The following is a 255-nucleotide window of genomic DNA, read 5'->3' as shown; positions in this document are numbered from 1 at the left end:
TATAGCTTGACATTGGTGTTTGGGATGGTTTGTGTAGGATAGGTGGGAGCCGGTGAAGTCGTCACGCCAGTGGCGGTGGAGGCGTTGGTGAAATACCACTCTGACTGTTTCGGGCATCTAACCTTGGGCCGTGATCCGGTTCGGGGACAGTGTCTGGTGGGTAGTTTAACTGGGGCGGTTGCCTCCCAAAAGGTAACGGAGGCGCCCAAAGGTTCCCTCAGCCTGGTTGGTAATCAGGTGTCGAGTGTAAGTGCA

At 55.3% G+C, this 255-nt stretch carries 1 rRNA gene; it reads left to right on the top strand.

From position 1 onward, the window contains the following. Positions 1 to 255, top strand: a 23S ribosomal RNA gene (locus RM479_RS27520); the annotation flags it as partial.

The sequence above is a fragment of the Nocardiopsis lambiniae genome (genome assembly GCF_031845465.1).
GTDB lineage: Bacteria > Actinomycetota > Actinomycetes > Streptosporangiales > Streptosporangiaceae > Nocardiopsis > Nocardiopsis lambiniae.
This window is presented reverse-complemented; position numbering and strand designations above follow the sequence as displayed.